The organism is Mesorhizobium sp. P160927 (genome assembly GCF_057766385.1).
Genome location: NZ_JBYMDW010000001.1, coordinates 4,683,649 through 4,699,816 on the forward strand (window position 1 = coordinate 4,683,649; position 16,168 = coordinate 4,699,816).

At 63.4% G+C, this 16,168-nt stretch carries 17 protein-coding genes; 4 read left to right on the forward strand and 13 right to left on the reverse strand.

What is annotated here, in order from left to right; all coding sequences use genetic code 11:
* Positions 1-162: 162 nt before the first annotated feature.
* Positions 163-744, forward strand: a complete 582-nt coding sequence (locus AC3CB8_RS22850; RefSeq protein WP_023769758.1) for a BA14K family protein — start codon at positions 163-165, stop codon at positions 742-744.
* Between the two features lie 78 nt (positions 745-822).
* On the opposite strand, the gene ilvC is transcribed toward AC3CB8_RS22850, so the two are convergent.
* The 3 genes from ilvC to AC3CB8_RS22865 form a co-directional block, all read right to left on the reverse strand.
* Entirely contained in the window at positions 823-1,842 is a 1,020-nt protein-coding gene (gene ilvC / locus AC3CB8_RS22855) for a ketol-acid reductoisomerase (RefSeq protein ID WP_013531065.1), read from the reverse strand.
* A 24-nt stretch (positions 1,843-1,866) separates the two neighbouring features.
* The gene (locus AC3CB8_RS22860) at positions 1,867-2,520 is read right to left on the reverse strand and encodes a TetR/AcrR family transcriptional regulator (protein ID WP_023769757.1); all 654 of its coding nucleotides are present in this window, start codon (positions 2,518-2,520) and stop codon (positions 1,867-1,869) included.
* 148 nt (positions 2,521-2,668) lie between these two features.
* A complete protein-coding gene (locus tag AC3CB8_RS22865; RefSeq protein WP_352551350.1) occupies positions 2,669-3,127 on the reverse strand; it encodes a MarR family winged helix-turn-helix transcriptional regulator in 459 nt (152 codons plus the stop codon).
* A 100-nt stretch (positions 3,128-3,227) separates the two neighbouring features.
* Here AC3CB8_RS22865 and AC3CB8_RS22870 point away from each other — a divergent pair, with 100 nt between their 5' ends.
* Positions 3,228-3,962 (forward strand): glutathione S-transferase family protein, encoded by a 735-nt coding sequence (locus tag AC3CB8_RS22870; protein WP_352563903.1) that lies wholly within the window; start codon positions 3,228-3,230, stop codon positions 3,960-3,962.
* Here AC3CB8_RS22870 and AC3CB8_RS22875 read toward each other — a convergent pair.
* Together AC3CB8_RS22875 and AC3CB8_RS22880 are read right to left on the reverse strand one after the other, a co-directional pair.
* Positions 3,910-5,175, reverse strand: coding sequence for an FAD-dependent oxidoreductase (locus AC3CB8_RS22875; protein ID WP_352563902.1), 1,266 nt, complete (start codon positions 5,173-5,175; stop codon positions 3,910-3,912). The genes AC3CB8_RS22870 and AC3CB8_RS22875 overlap by 53 nt on opposite strands.
* A 41-nt stretch (positions 5,176-5,216) precedes the next feature.
* Positions 5,217-5,639, reverse strand: coding sequence for a winged helix-turn-helix transcriptional regulator (locus AC3CB8_RS22880; RefSeq protein WP_352563901.1), 423 nt, complete (start codon positions 5,637-5,639; stop codon positions 5,217-5,219).
* Between the two features lie 135 nt (positions 5,640-5,774).
* Between AC3CB8_RS22880 and AC3CB8_RS22885 the strand changes: the two genes are divergently transcribed.
* Positions 5,775-6,665 carry an SDR family oxidoreductase gene (locus AC3CB8_RS22885; RefSeq protein ID WP_023769752.1) on the forward strand — a complete coding sequence of 297 codons (891 nt, stop codon included), beginning with the start codon at positions 5,775-5,777 and terminating at the stop codon, positions 6,663-6,665.
* 34 nt (positions 6,666-6,699) lie between these two features.
* Here the strand turns inward: AC3CB8_RS22885 and AC3CB8_RS22890 are convergent, their stop codons facing one another.
* The 4 genes from AC3CB8_RS22890 to AC3CB8_RS22905 form a co-directional block, all read right to left on the reverse strand.
* Positions 6,700-7,740: an SDR family oxidoreductase gene (locus AC3CB8_RS22890; protein ID WP_023769751.1), complete on the reverse strand. Its 1,041-nt coding sequence runs from the start codon at positions 7,738-7,740 to the stop codon at positions 6,700-6,702.
* Positions 7,741-7,771: 31 nt separating this feature from the next.
* Positions 7,772-9,691 carry a potassium transporter Kup gene (locus AC3CB8_RS22895; RefSeq protein ID WP_352563899.1) on the reverse strand — a complete coding sequence of 640 codons (1,920 nt, stop codon included), beginning with the start codon at positions 9,689-9,691 and terminating at the stop codon, positions 7,772-7,774.
* Positions 9,692-9,885: 194 nt separating this feature from the next.
* Entirely contained in the window at positions 9,886-11,799 is a 1,914-nt protein-coding gene (locus tag AC3CB8_RS22900; RefSeq protein WP_352563898.1) for a potassium transporter Kup, read from the reverse strand.
* A gap of 98 nt (positions 11,800-11,897) precedes the next feature.
* A complete protein-coding gene (locus AC3CB8_RS22905; protein ID WP_352563914.1) occupies positions 11,898-12,638 on the reverse strand; it encodes a pyridoxine 5'-phosphate synthase in 741 nt (246 codons plus the stop codon).
* 160 nt (positions 12,639-12,798) lie between these two features.
* Here AC3CB8_RS22905 and AC3CB8_RS22910 point away from each other — a divergent pair, with 160 nt between their 5' ends.
* Positions 12,799-13,227 (forward strand): SpoIIAA family protein, encoded by a 429-nt coding sequence (locus AC3CB8_RS22910; RefSeq protein ID WP_023769748.1) that lies wholly within the window; start codon positions 12,799-12,801, stop codon positions 13,225-13,227.
* A 30-nt stretch (positions 13,228-13,257) separates the two neighbouring features.
* Here AC3CB8_RS22910 and AC3CB8_RS22915 read toward each other — a convergent pair whose 3' ends face one another.
* The 4 genes from AC3CB8_RS22915 to nthA form a co-directional block, all read right to left on the reverse strand.
* Entirely contained in the window at positions 13,258-14,385 is a 1,128-nt protein-coding gene (locus AC3CB8_RS22915; protein WP_023769747.1) for an ATP-dependent DNA helicase, read from the reverse strand.
* 91 nt (positions 14,386-14,476) lie between these two features.
* The gene (locus tag AC3CB8_RS22920) at positions 14,477-14,875 is read right to left on the reverse strand and encodes a nitrile hydratase accessory protein (protein WP_352563897.1); all 399 of its coding nucleotides are present in this window, start codon (positions 14,873-14,875) and stop codon (positions 14,477-14,479) included.
* Positions 14,862-15,521: a nitrile hydratase subunit beta gene (gene nthB, locus AC3CB8_RS22925; protein ID WP_023769744.1), complete on the reverse strand. Its 660-nt coding sequence runs from the start codon at positions 15,519-15,521 to the stop codon at positions 14,862-14,864. The genes AC3CB8_RS22920 and nthB overlap by 14 nt, the downstream gene beginning before the upstream one ends.
* Complete coding sequence (gene nthA, locus AC3CB8_RS22930; RefSeq protein WP_352563896.1) at positions 15,518-16,123, reverse strand: nitrile hydratase subunit alpha; 606 nt, start codon at positions 16,121-16,123, stop codon at positions 15,518-15,520. The genes nthB and nthA overlap by 4 nt, the downstream gene beginning before the upstream one ends.
* Positions 16,124-16,168: the final 45 nt, after the last annotated feature.

Here is a 16,168-nt window from a genome sequence, read left to right on the forward strand (position 1 = left end):
AAGACAAGATCGCGCGGGACCACAAGCAGGGATCCCTTGGTCCTGATGGCCTTCGCGCTGTGGCTGACGGAACCTTTCCGTTCATCCGCCGTTCAGACGCAAAGGTCCACGGTAAGCCCATTCCCAGGGTAGGCGTGGGGCCTGTTCTCTTGGAGAAGTGCAATGAACGCGCTCTTTTCTTCCACTGTCAAATCCGGGCTGATAGCGCTCGGTATTGTCTCCGGCATCACGGCGCCATCCGCTGCCGGGCCGATTCTGCAGCCGGATGTGTCGATCCCGGCCAGCACCTCCGCGCCGACGGTCACCCCGGTCCGCGAGGGCTGGGCTGGCGGCAACAACGGCGGCGATTGGAGATGGCGCCGGTCAGGCAATTGGAACGGCCGCCACTGGAATGGCGCAGATAACTGGAGCGGCCGCCACTGGAACGGTGGTGGCAACTGGAACGGCGGCGACAACTGGCGCTGGCGCCATGGCCGCCATCATTATCGTGGCGGGCGCTACTATGATGATGGCGCTGCCGCGGTCCTCGGTCTCGGCCTGGGGCTCGGCCTCGGCAGCATGTACAACAACTACAACAACTACGATTACTATGCGCCGGCGCCGCGCCGCTATTATCGCGCCGGCCGGCTGTCGAACGCCCATGTGCAATGGTGCTACAACCGCTACCGCTCGTATCGCGCCTACGACAACACGTTCCAACCCTATAACGGCCCGCGCCAGCAGTGCTGGTCGCCCTATAGCTGAGCTGCCTGCGGCTGATACCAGAAATGAAAACGGCGCCACGTGGCGCCGTTTTCATTATTGATCGCGAAGCGCGAATCCTCAGTTCTTGGCCTTGTCGACCAACTTGTTCTTGGAAATCCACGGCATCATGGCGCGCAGCTTGGCGCCGACTTCCTCGATCTGGTGGCTGTCGTTGTTGCGGCGGATGCCCTTGAAGCGCGACATGCCGGCGCGGTATTCCTGCATCCATTCCGAGGTGAACTTTCCCGTCTGGATGTCCTTCAGCACGCGCTTCATCTCGGCTTTGGTCTCGGCGGTGATGATGCGCGGACCCGACACATATTCGCCCCACTCGGCGGTGTTCGAGATCGAGTAGTTCATGTTGGCGATGCCGCCTTCATAGATCAGGTCGACGATCAGCTTGACCTCGTGCAGGCACTCGAAATAGGCCATTTCGGGCGCGTAGCCCGCTTCCACCAGCGTCTCGAAGCCGGCGCGGATCAGTTCGACCAGGCCGCCGCACAGCACGACCTGTTCGCCGAACAGGTCGGTCTCGCATTCCTCGCGGAAATTGGTCTCGATGATCCCCGAACGGCCGCCGCCGACGCCGCAGGCATAGGACAGCGCGAGATCGAGCGCGTTGCCTGAGGCGTCCTGATTGACGGCGACCAGGCACGGCACGCCGCCGCCCTTCTGGTATTCGCCGCGCACCGTGTGGCCCGGGCCCTTCGGCGCGATCATGACGACATCGACGGTCGACTTCGGCTCGATGAGGCCGAAATGCACGTTGAGGCCATGCGCGAAGGCGATCGCGGCGCCGTCGCGGATGTTCGGCGCGATCTCGTTCTTGTAGATGTCGGCCTGCAATTCGTCGGGCGTCGCCATCATCATCAGGTCGGCCCATTTGGCGGCGTCGGCGACGCTCATCACCTTGAGCCCGTCGGCCTCGACCTTCTTGGCGGTCGCCGAGCCGGCCTTGAGACCGATTGCGATCTCCTTGGCGCCGGAATCCTTGAGGTTGAGCGCATGCGCCCTGCCCTGGCTGCCATAGCCGATGATGGCAACCTTCTTGCCCTTGATCAGGTTGAGATCGGCATCACGATCGTAATAGACACGCATTTTACTTCCTTCCCGTTTTGAAGATCAAAAGCCTTGAGGCCCGTTTTTTGCTCCGAAAAGAGCGAGAAACTGATGCGTCGCGCGGATGGCATCGCCGCCGATCGCCGCCTCAGTCAATTCCAGCCGGTCGCCGAGCAGCAGGCGGATCTGCACATCCCGGCCAACCAGCCCGAAAAAGGTACGGAAGGCCGTCTCGGCATCCGCAAATTCAAGCAGCCCGGCCTGCCGGCCGGCTTCCAGCACTGGCTTCAGCCGCTTGGCCAGTGCAAAGCGCCCATTCTCCAGCACGACGGCGCCGAGATTGTCCTTCCCCGAACCGGCATGGCCGACCGCCACCCTATTGAGCGCGATCGACGTATCGCTGGAGATCACCTTCAACCAGTCGGAGGCAAAGCGCTCCAGGCCCGCCGTGAGCGAGGCAAGGTCAAGCCCCTTGCCGTCGACCGAAGCCACCCGCACTTTCGAGGCCTGCCACTGCACGGTCGCCGTCAAGAGCCCGTCGCGGTCGCCGAACCATTTGTAGAGCGTTTCCTTGGAACAGCTCGCGCGGCGCGCCACGGCGGTCATGGTCAGATGATCGCCCTCCTCGACCAGCAGCCGCAAAGCCGCATCCAGAACGGCCTGCTGCCGCTCCGTCAGCGCCTCGCTGTTGTCGATGTCGGGCACGTCTTGCAACACGCTCTTCCCTCGGCAGGACAAAGCAGGGCGTGAATTCGACCTGCCGTACCGTACGTTACGGTTCGGCATATTGCGCAATCCGGTGAGCAGCGCAAGGGCAAAGAAGCAAAATCCGCCGATGTTCCGCGCAGCCGCGCAATCCGGATGCTCAGTCCGTAGTAGGCGGATGACGCAGGCGGCCCAGCAGTGCCGAGATCATGCTCAGTTCATCCGGCGAGAGTTTGGCACCAACCAGTTCCTCGATCGACCTGCCGTAGATCGCCCACATGCGGCGGCGCGTCTCACGTCCCTTGGCCGAGACGCGGATGGTCTGGCCGCGGCCATCGTCGGCCACCGGCAGTTTCTCGACCAGCCCGTCGGCCTCGAGCCGGGCCAATAGCCGCGAGATGTTGTACTGCGCGAACAGGGTGCGTTCAATCAATTGAAACGGCCGCAAGCCGCCCTCTCCGGCCTCCGCAAGCTCATGCAGCACGTCGTACCAGGCGAGCGGCGGCAGGCCGCCCTCCTTCAGCGCGTCTTCGGCCCGTTCCATTAGTTGGCGCGAAACCCGCATCAGGCGGGCCCAGGCCTTGATGGTTTCAGGCGAAGGCTTGGCTTTTTCCGTCATGGCTTACCATAGGCGATAGATGCAGATGCATCAAGCTTGACGTTCAATGCACATGCATCTATATAAATGCAATTGCATCGACCTCGAAAGGCACATTCCTATGGAACCCGCCGACACCCTCGTTCTCATCAGCCATTTGCTCTGCCCCTATGTCCAGCGCGCCGCGATCTCGCTGGCCGAGAAAGGTGTGCCCTTCGAGCGGATCGACATCGACCTTGCCGACAAACCGGACTGGTTCAAGGCGATCTCGCCGCTCGGCAAGGTGCCATTGCTGCGCGTACGGCAAAATGGCGACGAGACGATAATCTTCGAATCCGCGGTCATCCTCGAATTCCTCGAGGAAACGCAGGCCAATCCCCTCCACCCCGCCGACCCCTATGCACGCGCCCGGCACCGTGCCTGGATCGAGTATGGCTCAGCCATCCTCAACGCCATCGGCCGGTTCTATTCAGCGCCGAACGAGGCCGGCTTCCTCGCCGAATCCAGCGCGCTGTCGGCGATGTTCGACCGTATTGAGGCTGAACTGCCGGGCGGCTTGCCGAGTGGGCCATGGTTCGCTGGCAGGCGCTTTTCCCTCGTCGATGCCGTTTACGGTCCGGTCTTCCGCTACCTCGAAGCCTTCGATCGGATCGGCGATTTCGGCATTCTTGACGGCAAGCCGCTTGTCCAGGCCTGGCGCGGAGCGTTGAGTGACCGCCCGTCGATCAGGCAGGCCGTGGCGCCGGACTATCCGCAGCGCCTGCATGCCTTCCTGCGGGCGAAGCCATCCTTTCTATCGAGCCTCATTCGGCAATGCGATCCGGCCATCGCGCTTCGGCAAGCCCAGCCGGCGTGAACGGATCGATCACCGTGCCGGCGACCATCGCGGCCAGCAACCGCGGCGCCGGCGGGATCTTGGCGATCGTCGCCACCAGCCTGTCGCGGATGAAGGGCAGCGCCACCGAATCCGACTGGTAGAAGGGCGTGAACGCCAGCGATAGCGCCTGAAAGACCCGCACATGCCGGCGCCGGGCTCGCGCATAAGCTTCCAGCGCTGTCTCCAAGCCGTCCGCTCGCGCCAGCGCATAGTTAAGTGCCGCGGCGTCGAGCAGCGCCATGTTGGCGCCCTGGCCAAGCTGCGGACTGGCCGAATGGGCGGCGTCGCCAATAACGGCCAGCCGCCGGCCAACCGGAAACTTCATCGTGTGATGGCCGTAGCGGGCCAGCGAGAGCTGGTCGAAACTGTCGATCTGACTTGTGAACGCCTCGGCCTGCGGCCACAGCCGCACCACCCTCTCCTTCCAGGTGTCGAGACCGCCGGCGCGCACCGCGTCGGCATCGGCCGGCTTCAGGCTCCAGAAGAACGCCGCCGTCTTCTCGGCGCCCGGCTCGGGCCGCCCGATCGGCAGCACGCCGATCATCACGCTGGCCTTGTCGTAGCGCTGCAGAAGCGCGTGCTCGTCAAAGCCCTCGCCGCGCCAGCCGAGCGATGCCCAGAACGCGCCATAGGTGAGTGGCCTTGGCTCGTCTTGATTGCCGATGCTCTGCCGCAGCTTGGAGCGCGCGCCGCTGGCGTCGACAATCAGATCGAACGGCCCTGCCTTTCGTCCATGACCTTTGATCAGGGTGACCCGCTCGCCGGTCTCCAGGGTCTCGATTTCGACGCCGGTCTCGATGGGGATCGCCTCGCGCCGGGCAGCGCGAAAGAGTACGCCGAACAGGGCGGCCCTGTGCACCGCCAGGCCGAAACGGTTGCCGCGCTGGGCATCGTAGCGGACATCGAGGACGGTGCGGCCGCTCGAAGCGTCGACGCCGTGCAACCGATCGATCCTGCTGCCCAGCGCCATGATGTCGTCGAGCAGGCCGAGTTCGGCGAGCACCGTCAGCCCAGTCGGCTGCAGGATCAGCCCGGAGCCTACCGGCATCGGTTCCTCGAAGCGCTCGAAGATGGTGACGCGGTGGCCGGCGCGCTTGACATAGAGCGCCGCGGCGAGCCCGGCCGGACCGGCGCCGGCGATTGCGATATCGTAGGAAATGCCGCTGCCCCCAAGCCGAACTGGCCGGGACAATCCTTCAGCCGCCGGATGAAATCAAGTCGCGACGCCGAGCGCTACCCGGCTGGTAAAGCCTGCGTCGAATCGAAGGCAGTGCGCGCGCCGCGCACAGCATCATGGTTGATTTCGGCCCACTGCAGCAGATACTGCAAAGCGTCGAACATCGATCGCCCAAGGTCGGTGAGGCTGTATTCGACACTGGGCGGCTTGGTCGCAAACACCTCGCGGCGCACATAGCCGTCGCGCTGCAGATCGTGGAGCGTCTGGGTCAACATGCGCTGTGAGATATCGGGAACCAGCCGCCGCAGCTCGCCGAAGCGATAAGGCTGCTCGGCCAGCGCTGCCGTCAGCAGCGAACTCCATTTGCCGTTGAGTCCCTGGATGACATCGCGGACCGGGCAATCGGCAATGTTTCCGCCGTCGGTCATCGCTTTGTAGACTTCGAGTTTGGATTTCAGATTGACGGTCCGGCTGTCCATGGCTGGTTCCCTGCGTGTGCCTACCTCCCCAAAAACTGCCTTCTTTACGGCAGTGGGTCAATTCCTATTTTAGTGCTGGTCTCTTTTTGAGACCACCACCCGAACCGCCCTTCCGGCGCAATGTCAGGATCCCCAATGACCGCAACTCTTCTCGTCACCGGCGCGTCCGGCCAGCTCGGCCGCAGCGTCATCAACCATCTGCTGGACACGTTCGAGGTGCCGGCGGCCCGGATCATCGCCACGACCCGCACGCCCGCCACCCTTGCCGACCTGTCGGCGCGCGGCGTCACTGTTCGCGAGGCAAATTTCGACGATCGGGCCTCGCTTGCCAAAGCCTTCGCGGGCGCCGACCGGGCGCTCATCATCTCGACCAACGAACTCGCGATCCAGGGAAAGCGTCGCGAGCAGCAGCTTGCCGCCGTCGCGGCGGCCCGGCAGGCTGGTGTCGGCCACCTGCTTTACACCTCGTTGCCCAACACCGAACCTGGTTCCGCCGTGCTCTTTGCTCCCGACCACTACGACACCGAACAGGCGATCAAGGCCAGCGGCATTCCCTACACCATCTTCCGCAATGGCTGGTACGACGAGAACCTGTTCATGGCGATGCCCCAAATCCTCGCATCGGGCCAATGGTATACGTCGGCGGCCGACGGCGCTATTTCCTATGGCGCCCGTGACGACCTCGCCGCGGCCATAGCCGCGGGGCTGGCTTCGGATAACACCGAAAGCACGACTTACACGCTGACTGGCCCCAAGGCCTATACATCAGCCGAAGTTGCCGTGCTCGTCACCGAAGTCACAGGCAAGCCGATCCAGGTCGTCCAGCTCTCCGATGAAGCGCTGACCGAGGGCATGAAGGCAGCCGGACTTCCCGAGCCGATTGCCAGGCTCCTGGTGTCCTTCGACGCCGCCACGCGCGCCGGCGACCTTGGCATGGTAACGGACTCGGTAGAGACACTTTCCGGTCGGAAATCGGTACCGCTGAAGCAGTTCCTCGAGGCCAACAAGGCCGCACTGGCGGGTTGATATCAGCGCGGCGGGAAGTCTTTCTCCCGCCGCGCTATTTCAGGGTCTTGACCAGCCCGAGCCGGACCAGGCTTTCTGCGGTGGCGGCCAGCGCGTCTTCGCGCGAGCGCGGCGCCCAGCCGAGCATGCGCACGGCCTTGGCGTTGGTGGCGTTCTTGACCTTGCCGAGTTCCGTCACGAGTTGCGCGGCTTCCGCGTTGAACAGCCCCACTACCCGCACCAACCAATCGGGAAGCTCCCGCGTCGTGACCCGCGAGGCGGCCGCGCCGAGCCGCGTTTTCACCGTCTGGGCGATCTCCCTCACGGTCATGAAATCGCCGGCAACGGCCAGGAAGCGCTCGCCACTGGCGGCGGGATTGGTCATTGCGCGCACATGCAGGTCCGCCACGTCGCGCGCGTCGACCACGCCGAAGGACAGGCGTGGCAACCCGGGCATCGCACCGTTCATCATGCGCTGAACAAATTCGGTGGAGGTAGAATGGTCGGCCCCGAGCACGGGCCCGAAAATGCCGACCGGATTGACGACGGCCAACTCCAACCTGCCACCCTCGGCGGCGATGAAATCCCAGGCCGCGCGCTCGGCAAGCGTCTTCGATTTCACATAGGCGCTGACCTTGGCCGTCGGATCTGTCCAGCTCTCCTCGTTGAAAGGCCGGTCGCCGGGCGGCATCTTGCCATAGCCTATGGCGGCGAAGGACGAGGTCAGCACAAGGCGTTTGACGCCAGCGTCTCGCGCCGCCCTGAGTACGCGCAACGCGCCTTCGCGAGCCGGGATGATCAGGTCGTCCTCATGCTTCGGCACGCCGGGCGGAAATGGTGACGCGACATGCAGGACATAGTCGCAGCCGGCGACAGCGTCGGGCCAGCCCGCATCGCTCATGAGGTCGGCGATGGCAAAGGAAAGCCTGTCGCCCGGCTCGCCGCCGCCGGCCTTGAGCATGGCGATAACGTCGGCTTCACGCTTGGCGAAGCGCACCGTCGTGCGCACGCGATAGCCCGCCTTCAACAGGGCAAGAATACAGTGCGCCCCGAGGAAACCCGATCCGCCGGTGACAAGCACCAATTCGCCGCCCATGGCCGCCTCCCCGTTCAGGCGATCCAACTCGTCAGATCGCCACCTGCGTGCCGATTTCTACCACACGTCCGGTCGGGATCTGGAAATACTCCGTCGCATCGGCCGCCGAGCGCGCCAAGCCGATGAACAGCCTGTCCTGCCACACCGGCATGCCTGAATTGGGCGATGCCTTGAGCGACCGCCGCGAAAGGAAGAAGGACGTCGTCATGATGTCGAACTTCCAGCCTTGCTTGCGGCAGATCGCCAGCGCGCGTGGAATGTTGGGCTGTTCCATGTAGCCGAAGGTCAGCGTCACCCGCATGAACAACTCGTTGACCGTCTCCATCTTGACGCGTTCGCTGTCGGGCACGACGGGCTGCGGCGCGGTCACCACCGAAAGGATGACGTTCTGCTCGTGCAGCACCTTGTAGTGCTTGAGGCTGTGCATCAGCGCGGTTGGCGCGCTGAGCGGATCGCTGGTCAGGAACACCGCGGTGCCGGACACCAGCTGCGGCTTCTTCTTCAACAGATTGCCGGCGAGGAAATCGAGCGGGATTTCGTTGCGCCGGGTCTTGTCGAAGAGATAGCGGCTGCCACGCACCCAGGTCCACATGCCCAACACGATGGTGAAGGCCACCACCAGCGACGCCCAGCCGCCTTCGAACACCTTGACGATGTTGGAGGCGAAGAAGCCGACGTCGATGAAAGCGAACAGTACGGTCAGCGGGACCGCGACCGACAGCTTCCATTTCCAGATACGGGTCATGACCACATAGAGCAGGACCGTCGTCACCAGCATGTTGCCGGTCACCGAGATGCCGTAGGCGGAGGCCAGCTTGCTGGACTCGCCGAAGCCGACCACCAGCATCATCACCACCAGAGCCAGCAGCAGGTTGACGCGCGGCATGTAGATCTGGCCGGACTGTTTTTCCGACGTGTGCAGGATTTCGAGCCTTGGCAGCATGTTGAGCTGCACGGCCTGTCGGGTCAGCGAAAAAGCCCCTGAAATGACCGCTTGGCTGGCAATGACCGTCGCCGCCGTCGCCAGCACCACCATCGGGATCAGCGCCCAACCCTCGTTCATTTCGAAGAACGGATGGCCGACCACGCCGTTCTTCGCCAGCACGAACGCGCCCTGCCCGGCATAATTCAACAGCAGGCAGGGGAACACGATCCATAGCCAGGCGAGCACGATGGGTTTGCGTCCGAAATGGCCGAGATCGGCGTAAAGCGCCTCGGCGCCGGTGACGGCAAGGAAGATGGCGCCGATGGTGACGAAAGCCACATCGGGCGAATGGATCAGGAAGGCGACGATATAGTGCGGGCTGACCGCCCACAGGATCTCCGGATCCGCGATGATGTGCTTGAGACCGGAAAGGCCGATGGCCAGGAACCATATCGCGGTCACCGGGCCGAAGACCAGCCCGACGCCACCGGTGCCGAAACGCTGAACCGCGAACACCATGGCGAGGATGACCAGCGTCAATGGCACCACATAGGGCTGGAAGGTGGGGGTGACGACATTCATGCCCTCGACCGCCGACAGCACCGAAATCGCCGGCGTGATGACGGCGTCGCCGAAAAACAGCGAGGCGCCGACGATGCCGATGCCGAGCATCAGCGCCGAGCGTTTCGGAAAACTGCCGCGCGCCAGCGCCATCAGCGACAGCACGCCGCCCTCGCCGCGATTGTCGGCACGCAGCACGAACATGATGTATTTGATGGTGACGATGATCGTCAGTGACCAGATGATCAGCGACAAAACGCCAAGAATGTCGCCACGGTCGGCAACTTGCCCGCCGGAAGACGCGACCAGCGCCTCGCGGAACGCATAGATCGGGCTGGTGCCGATATCGCCATAGACCACGCCGAGCGCGCCCAGCATCAACACCTTGGCGCTGTGCTGTTCGATTTCGGGATGGCTCGATTGGTCGACGGGTTCTGCCTCACTACCAGCACTGGCAAGGGCCATGTACGACACTCCGATAAACGCGCGGTGCTCTACGCTTGCTGCAATGCAATATCAAGTGCCGTAACGTTATGGCACTCATGTCTGCAGCGCGCGGCTTCTTGTGGGCGACGTCGAGCGAATGCCGGTCGATGCGACATTCGCGGGCTCATGTCCGGATCCATGGCAAAACCTGCGGGCCGGCGAGCACGTGTCTGTTAAATGGCGACCTGCGTGCCGATTTCAACGACGCGGCCGGTCGGGATCTGGAAATACTCCGTCGCATCGGCCGCCGAGCGCGCCAAGCCGATGAACAGCCTGTCCTGCCACACCGGCATGCCTGAATTGGGCGATGCCTTGAGCGACCGCCGCGAAAGGAAGAAGGACGTCGTCATGATGTCGAACTTCCAGCCTTGCTTGCGGCAGATCGCCAGCGCGCGTGGAATGTTGGGCTGTTCCATGTAGCCGAAGGTCAGCGTCACCCGCATGAACAACTCGTTGACCGTCTCCATCTTGACGCGTTCGCTGTCGGGCACGACGGGCTGCGGCGCGGTCACCACCGAAAGGATGACGTTCTGCTCGTGCAGCACCTTGTAGTGCTTGAGGCTGTGCATCAGCGCGGTTGGCGCGCTGAGCGGATCGCTGGTCAGGAACACCGCAGTGCCGGACACCAGCTGCGGCTTCTTCTTCAACAGATTGCCGGCGAGGAAGTCGAGCGGGATTTCATTGCGCCGGGTCTTGTCGAAGAGATAGCGGCTGCCGCGTATCCACGTCCACATGATCAGCCCCATTAGGCAGGCAACGGTGATCGAGACCCAGCCGCCTTCCACGATCTTCACGACATTGGCCAGGAAGAAGCCGCTGTCGATGATGCCGAACAGCAAGGTCAGCGCCAGGGCGAGCGCCAGCTTCCATTTCCACATCTTGCGCATCACCACGAACAGCAGGATCGTCGTCATCAGCATTTCGCCGGTCACCGAGATGCCGTAGGCGGACGCCAGCGAACTCGAACTGCCGAAACCGACCACCAGCAGCATCACGCCCATCGCGATGAGTAGGTTGACGCGCGGCATGTAGATCTGCCCGGACTGCATCTCCGACGTATGCTGCACCTCGATGCGCGGCAGAAGATTAAGCTGCACCGCCTGTCCGGTCAGCGAAAAAGCCCCTGAAATGACCGCTTGGCTGGCAATGACCGTCGCCGCCGTTGCAAGCCCCACCATCGGCATCAGCGCCCAGTCAGGCAGCATCTGGAAGAACGGGTTGGTCGGTTTTCCGTCATTGGCGAGCACAAAGGCGCCCTGCCCGAAATAGTTGAGCAGCAGGCAGGGGAAAACCACGGAAAACCATGCCAGCACGATCGGCTTGCGTCCGAAATGGCCGAGATCGACATAAAGCGCCTCGGCCCCGGTTACCGCCAGGAACACGGCGCCGACGGTGACAAAGGCGGCGGTCGGTGTGCTGGCCAGATAAGCGACCGCGTAATAGGGATTGATGGCAAGCAGGATCGATGGATCGTCCAGCAAGTGATAGATGCCGGCAACGCCGATGGCCAGGAACCACAGCGCCGTCACCGGCCCGAACACCGCCGCCACCTTTCCCGTGCCGAAGCGTTGCACGGAGAACAGGATGGCAAGGATGACCAGGGTGATCGGCACGACATAGGCGTCCAGCGTTGGGGTCACCACCGTGAGGCCTTCGACCGCCGACAGCACCGAGATGGCCGGCGTTATGATCGAATCGCCGAAAAACAGCGCCGCGCCGCAAAGACCGATCACCAGAATCAGTCGAGCGCCTTTGGGATAGGCGCTGCGTGCCAACGACATCAGTGACAGTGTGCCGCCTTCGCCCTTGTTGTCGGCACGAAGCACGAAGGCAACGTATTTGACGGTCACGATGATCGTCAGCGCCCAGACGATCAGCGACAGCACGCCAAGCACGTGAACGCGCGTATCGATGCCGGGCGAAGCGTGAAGCGCCTCGCGAAAGGCGTAGATCGGACTTGTGCCTATGTCGCCATAGACAACGCCGAGCGCGCCCAGCATGAGAACCTTGGTGCTGTGCTGCTCGACCCCGGCATGGCCCGATTGCTCGACGGTTTCAGCCTCGCTCCCGCTATTGGCAAGGGCCATCGACCACTCTCCGACAAGCGCGCGGTGCTTTATGCATGCTGCGATACGATATCAAATGCACGCGATGGCTGCCATACCAATACGAAGTATTACCACCCCTACCAGCCGCATGCCCTGAGGAACCGGCCCACTGTGCTGGCCATGCCATACTCCAACGCGTCGGCTGTCAACCCATGTCCGATCGACACTTCGGCCAATGCCGGAACACGCCTTGCCAGCGCGGGCAGATTGACCACCGTCAGATCGTGCCCGGCATTGACCTGGAGACCGGCGGCAAATGCCGCGTCAGCCGTTTTCCCCAATCGTTCCAATTCTTTGGCCGCCTTACCGGAATCGGAATGATAGCTGCCATAAGGACCGGTATAGAGTTCGATACGATCGGCGCCAGTGTCGCGCGCGGCCGCCATGCCGGCGGGATCGGCATCGGAAAACAGCGAGACCCTGAAACCGCCCTTCTTCAGACGTCTGACGATCGGCGTCAGAAACGCCGCATCGGCGATGAAGTTCCAGCCATGGTCGGAGGTCGCCTGGGAGGGATCGTCGGGCACAAGCGTCACCTGTTCGGGCTGATGTTTCTCCACCAGCGCCAGGAAATCCTCGCTTGGGTAGCCCTCGATGTTGAATTCCGCCCGTGGGAACTCGTCGTCGATCAGCGCCCTGATCTCGGGCAGGTCGGAATGCCTTGTATGACGTTCGTCGGGGCGCGGATGCACCGTCAGCCCATGCGCTCCGGCGGCAAGCGCGAGGCGGCCGACACCGATCACATCGGGCCACGGCAGGTCGCGCCGGTTGCGCAGCATGGCGATGGCGTTGAGGTTGACGGAAAGCTTGGCGGGCATGGTTTGGCGTCCGTGAAACAGGCGATCGAGGCGCGCCGCGCTCATTCGTTCCGGCACGGCGCATTTGAGACGGCGCATCTATAGCGTCTTTGACGGGAACAGATAGGGCCTTTCCGGTGTTCCAGAAGACCAACATACTCCACGAAAGGGAGGCACCACCTTGAATTTCCTCCAATCCGTGCCGGCGATCCGCCGCATCGAGACCAGCCGCGACGACCTCTTTGCCATCGACGTGGTCGGCCATGTCTCGGCCGCCGATGCCGAAAACCTGTTCGGTCTGCTGGAGGCGGCCTATTTGCTCCATCAGAAGATCGACGTGGCCGTGCGCATAGTCGATCACGAGGGCGTCGACTGGGCCGACATCTCGGACGAGACCATCAAGAAGGGTGCCATCCATGCATTGGAACATGTTGGCCGTTGCGCGGCGATCGGCGCCCCTGACTGGACGCCGAACGCACGATACGCCTTGCCCGCTTCCTCGCCCGTCGAATTCAGGCATTTCAAGATCGAGGACGAGGCAGCTGCCTGGGAATGGCTCGGCGCGCGGCCGACGAGTGAGGAGGCGACCGCCGCTCCAGAAAGAGGATGAAAAGGTTCTCCCGGCCACCCGCCGAGTCTTCTACCTGACGATGGTCAGGCGTTCGGCGGCCCGGGTGATGGCTGTGTAAAGCCAGCGCTGGCGCGTTTCCTTGAAGGCCCAGCTCTCGTCGAACAGCACGATCTCGTTCCACTGCGAGCCCTGTGCCTTGTGCACCGTCAGCGCATAGCCATAGTCGAAATCGTCGAAGCGCTTCTTCTGCTGCCAAGGGATTTCGGCGTCCGGATCCTCGAACGCCGCCTTCAGCAACTTGATCTTGGCGACGCCGCGATCCGGATCGTCCTCCTCGGGCGAAACCAGAAGATTGATGCCGGGCTTGACCGTCTCGCGCGACGAGGTCATCACCTTCCACAGCGATCCGTTGAGCAGGCCCTTGGCTGGGTCGTTGCGCAGGCACACCAGCTTGTCGCCGGCTTGTGGGTAATCGGCATTGAAGCCCTTGAGCTCGCGCAGGCGCTGGTTGTAGCGCCGCCGCGTGCGGTTGGTGCCGACCAGCACTTGGTCCGCCCTCAGCACCAGTTCCTGATTGACGTCTTCCTTGCCGATCACCTTCGCGGTGCCATAGTCGCCGCGCATGAATTCGCGGCCCTCGCGCACATCGAGCGCCAGCCGCAGGATCGGATTGTCGCGCGCCTGCCGGTGGATTTCGGTCAGCAAGAAGTCCGGCTCATGATCGGTGAAGAAGCCGCCACCCGAGATCGGCGGCAACTGGCCGGGGTCGCCCAGCACCAGGATCGGCGTGCCGAAACTCATCAGGTCGCGGCCGAGCTGCTCGTCGACCATCGAGCACTCGTCGATGACGACCAGTTTCGCGCGCGAGATCGGGCTCTGCCGGTTGAGTGAGAAGGTTGGCGACATCGAGGTCTTGCCGGTGACCTCGTCGGCCACCGATTCCTCGCCCTTGGGCCTGTAGATCAGCGAATGGATGGTGCGGGCGTTGACCGCGCCCTTGGAGCGCAGCACCTGGGCGGCCTTGCCGGTGAAGGCTGCGAACTGCACCTGGCCGTCGACATGTTCGGCGAAATAGCGCGCCAGCGTCGTCTTGCCGGTGCCGGCATAGCCGAACAGCCGGAACAGCTGCGGCTTGCCGGTCTTCAGCCAGCGGGCGACCGCTTGCAGCGCCTCATCCTGTTGGGGTGAAAATTCCATCTGATCGTGTGACCGGATTCGCGAGGCAAACACAAGATCGCCGCCACCACATCGACACTGCCGGTGGCGAACTCCCCTGCAGTTCAGGCTATCAGCCGCAAGCAGGAACGTAAAGGGAACGAAATTCAGCTGGTAGCCGCGGATCGTTCTCCAGTAGGATCGGCTTGCCATGCGGCGTGGCGTACGCGGCGCGCTCCCAGGCCCGCGCCATCGCGTCGACATCGGGTTTGGCGGCCAGCCCCTTGGAGGCGAGCAGCCCTTCCAGCGCCGCCAGCCAATGCTCGTAATAATCGTGGCCGTCCGCCGCGGCATCTGGCTTCTTCACCTCGGCTGACAAGGCATCCGCCCATTCGTTCCACGAAAACAGGCCCTTACGGTGCAGCGCCATAGTCATGGCGAAGGCTTCGGCCTGCCATGGCTCGGCGAACACAGGTGCGTCGAAGCCGGCGGGCAAACTGGCGGCGGACCCCTTCGCTTCAGGCCGGCTCAAGATAACTCTCCCAGGCATCGATCGAGACGACAAGCGTCGGGTCGGCGCCCTCGCCCCAGATTTCCGTGCCGTCGAGAACCACGGTGTAGACCCATTGCGGATTCTCGCCCTGCCCATGCGCGTTGCTGTCGGGAAAGACGAAGCCGTCGCGCACCGCCTCGATGGTGCCCTGCTTGTCGCGCGCATAGCGCGGCAGCCTGGTGTGGCCGGTCGGGTTGAAGTTTTTCGTCCGCACAGAATCCCCGGCCTTGAAGCGCGGCGCTGTCTCCACCGGCCGATCGCAAGGACCGCCCTTGGCCAGCACAGCGGGAACGTTTTCCGCCTTCAGCACTCTTTTGGGCTTCGCCGCCGGATCGATCGCCTCGCCCGCCCCGAGGTCGCGCTCGCTGACGAAACCATGCCGCTTGAGCAAGATCTCAAGCGCCTTGATCCAGATCTGATAGTAGCTGGAGCCATAATAATCGGCCGGATGCAGCGATTCCCGCGCGTGCCGGCTCTCGTCGATGTTCCAGGCGCCCATGCCGCCGGCGCAGAGCGTCACGCCGAGCGCCCGCCTCTCCCATTCGGCATGGAAATACGGCTCATCCCGTTCGGGCGCGACCGGCCCGAAACCCATCTGTCCGCCGAGATCCTGCGGCCCGTTCATGCGGGGTGACTTGCCAGAGCCGTGCCGATCATGGCATCGCGGCTCACCAGCTCGGACAGCCGCTCCTCGCTCCAGCCTTCGGTGCCCTCCGGTCGCATCGGCACGACGAGATAGCGCAGTTCCGCTGTCGAATCCCAGACGCGTATCTTCGTCCCCGCCGGCAGCACCAGCCCGAACTCCTCGAGCACGCCGCGCGGATCGATCACCGCGCGCGACCTGTAGGGCGGCGCCTTGTACCACACCGGCGGTAGGCCAAGCACGGACCACGGATAACAGGAGCACAATGTGCAGACGACGAGGTTGTGGGTATCCCCGGTATTGAACACCGCCTGCATATGCTCGCCTTGCCGGCCGGTATAGCTCAGCGATTCGATCGCCGCCGTCGCGTCGCGCTTCAGCCACGCGGCAAAAGCGGGATCGCTCCAGGCCTTGGCCACTACCCGGGCGCCGTTGCGCGGACCGATCTTCTTCTCGTAGGTATCGACGATGACGTCGATCGCGGCCGGATCGATCAGCCCCTTGCGGGTCAGGATGGTTTCCAGCGCGCGCACCCGCGCGGCAAACGGATCGAGTTCGTTGTCGTGGTCATGATCGTGGGACATGATGGCAAACTAAAGTTCCGATCCACCTGCCGCAAGTATTACGGC

What these genes read in the sequence shown, in the direction of transcription:
- AC3CB8_RS22850 (WP_023769758.1), top strand. Translation starts at nt 163, where the DNA reads ATGAACGCGCTCTTTTCTTCCACTGTCAAATCCGGGCTGATAGCGCTC.
- ilvC (WP_013531065.1), bottom strand. Translation starts at nt 1,842, where the DNA reads ATGCGTGTCTATTACGATCGTGATGCCGATCTCAACCTGATCAAGGGC.
- AC3CB8_RS22865 (WP_352551350.1), bottom strand. Translation starts at nt 3,127, where the DNA reads ATGACGGAAAAAGCCAAGCCTTCGCCTGAAACCATCAAGGCCTGGGCC.
- AC3CB8_RS22870 (WP_352563903.1), top strand. Translation starts at nt 3,228, where the DNA reads ATGGAACCCGCCGACACCCTCGTTCTCATCAGCCATTTGCTCTGCCCC.
- AC3CB8_RS22880 (WP_352563901.1), bottom strand. Translation starts at nt 5,639, where the DNA reads ATGGACAGCCGGACCGTCAATCTGAAATCCAAACTCGAAGTCTACAAA.
- AC3CB8_RS22885 (WP_023769752.1), top strand. Translation starts at nt 5,775, where the DNA reads ATGACCGCAACTCTTCTCGTCACCGGCGCGTCCGGCCAGCTCGGCCGC.
- AC3CB8_RS22890 (WP_023769751.1), bottom strand. Translation starts at nt 7,740, where the DNA reads ATGGGCGGCGAATTGGTGCTTGTCACCGGCGGATCGGGTTTCCTCGGG.
- AC3CB8_RS22895 (WP_352563899.1), bottom strand. Translation starts at nt 9,691, where the DNA reads ATGGCCCTTGCCAGTGCTGGTAGTGAGGCAGAACCCGTCGACCAATCG.
- AC3CB8_RS22900 (WP_352563898.1), bottom strand. Translation starts at nt 11,799, where the DNA reads ATGGCCCTTGCCAATAGCGGGAGCGAGGCTGAAACCGTCGAGCAATCG.
- AC3CB8_RS22905 (WP_352563914.1), bottom strand. Translation starts at nt 12,638, where the DNA reads ATGCCCGCCAAGCTTTCCGTCAACCTCAACGCCATCGCCATGCTGCGC.
- AC3CB8_RS22915 (WP_023769747.1), bottom strand. Translation starts at nt 14,385, where the DNA reads ATGGAATTTTCACCCCAACAGGATGAGGCGCTGCAAGCGGTCGCCCGC.
- nthB (WP_023769744.1), bottom strand. Translation starts at nt 15,521, where the DNA reads ATGAACGGGCCGCAGGATCTCGGCGGACAGATGGGTTTCGGGCCGGTC.
- nthA (WP_352563896.1), bottom strand. Translation starts at nt 16,123, where the DNA reads ATGTCCCACGATCATGACCACGACAACGAACTCGATCCGTTTGCCGCG.